The sequence below is a fragment of the Marinovum sp. genome (genome assembly GCF_034669705.1).
Lineage (GTDB): Bacteria > Pseudomonadota > Alphaproteobacteria > Rhodobacterales > Rhodobacteraceae > Marinovum.
Map to the genome: position 1 here is coordinate 1 of NZ_JAXMOR010000066.1, position 1,785 is coordinate 1,785.

Here is a 1,785-nt window from a genome sequence, read left to right on the forward strand (position 1 = left end):
GCTGCCGGAAATTTCGCTCACGGCCCAGTTTCTCGACCGGTTTCACGACCGTTTCGGCACACGGCCGGCGGAGTGGCATTCGGAACTGCCGCCACGAATGCGCGAGAAAGTGTGGCGGCAGACGGCGGAGGGGCAGGTCAAGGTGGTGGCCGGCGCGCGCTCGGCGTTGTTTCTGCCGTTTGCCGATCTCGGGCTGATCATCGTCGACGAGGAGCACGACCCGGCCTACAAGCAGGAAGACCGGGTGTTCTACAATGCCCGTGACATGGCGGTGGTGCGCGCCCGGCTGGCAAACATCCCCGTGGTGCTGGCGTCCGCCACGCCGTCAATCGAAACAAGGGTGAATGCCGCGCAGGGGCGTTACGAGCATCTGCTCCTGGAAAGCCGTTATGCCGATGCGGGATTGCCGGATCTCAAGCTGGTGGATCTCAGGCGCTATGCGCCGGCGCGCGGCGGGTTCCTGTCGCCGGTGCTGCTCAAGGCGATGGCCGAAACGCTGGAACGCAAGGAACAATCGCTGCTGTTTTTGAACCGGCGGGGCTATGCGCCGTTGACGCTGTGCCGGGTCTGCGGTCACCGGTTCGAGTGTCCGCAATGCTCGAGCTGGCTGGTCGAGCACCGGTTCCGCGAGCAGCTGCAATGCCACCATTGCGGCCACACGGAACGGACGCCGAATGCCTGCCCGTCCTGCGGCACGCTGGATCATCTGGCGGCTTGTGGGCCGGGGATCGAGCGGATTGCCGAAGAGGCCGACAAGCATTTTCCCGATGCGCGGGTGATCGTGCTGTCGTCCGATATGGCGGGCGGTACGCGGCGATTGCGGATCGAGCTCGAGGCGATCGCCAAGGGCGAGGCCGATATCGTCATCGGCACGCAGCTGGTGGCCAAGGGGCACAATTTCCCGCTGATGACGCTGGTCGGCGTGGTCGACGCGGATCTGGGCCTGTCGAACGGAGATCCGCGCGCCGCCGAGCGGACCTATCAGCTGTTGTCACAGGTGACCGGGCGCGCCGGGCGTACGGGGCGCAAGAGCCACGGTCTGATCCAGACGTTTCAGCCACAGCACCCGGTGATGCAGGCGCTGGCCTCGGGCGAACCTCATGCGTTTTACGAACGCGAAACCGACGAGCGCAACCGCGCGAGCCTACCGCCCTTCGGCCGGCTGGCCTCGGTGATCATCTCGGCGGCAACCAGGCCGGAAGCCGAAACCCACGCGCGCGGCCTGCGCGCCGCAGCACCCGCCATGCCCGGCATCATGGTGCTCGGCCCGGCCGAAGCCCCGCTGGCCCTGATCCGCGGCCGCTACCGCTTCCGGCTGCTGGTGCATGGCGAACGCGGCAAGGACATGCAGGGATTCATCCGGCAGATGCTGAGCCAGGGTCCGAAAGTGCGCGGCTCGGTGCAGGTGCAGGTCGACATCGATCCGCAGAGTTTTTTGTGAGGGGTGGGTGCAGGAAGGCAGGGGGATGGTGCGCTCTGAAGCCTGACTTCTGTCGCAATGCACGTTAGCGCTGGACGCACCGGAACTTCGCGGTAATTGGCGGTTGTTGCCTTTTGGGGTCATCGTTCATGACCATCGACAGTTCTGAACCTTGCTGAACCAGATCGAGATCGAACGGCGCGCCGCCCAGTTCAGCCTTCCATTTGCCGCCGCCGGTCGCAACAGAATCATCGCCCTCGACCCAGAACAATTCGGCGTACCACCCGTTCGTTCCGGTAACCGCATAGACCTGTTTTTCGGGAAAGCTTCTTATCAGTACAAAGCAGTTGGCGCAGGCCCCTGCA

2 protein-coding genes are annotated in these 1,785 nt (G+C 64.7%); one reads left to right on the plus strand and one right to left on the minus strand.

The features are described from left to right. Positions 1 to 1,441 (plus strand): replication restart helicase PriA (gene priA, locus VOI27_RS23105; protein WP_323769024.1); only part of this gene is annotated, 1,441 nt, incomplete at its 5' end. A gap of 64 nt (positions 1,442 to 1,505) precedes the next feature. Here the strand turns inward: priA and VOI27_RS23110 are convergent. Further along, positions 1,506 to 1,785 (minus strand): hypothetical protein (locus tag VOI27_RS23110; protein WP_323769026.1); only part of this gene is annotated, 280 nt, incomplete at its 5' end.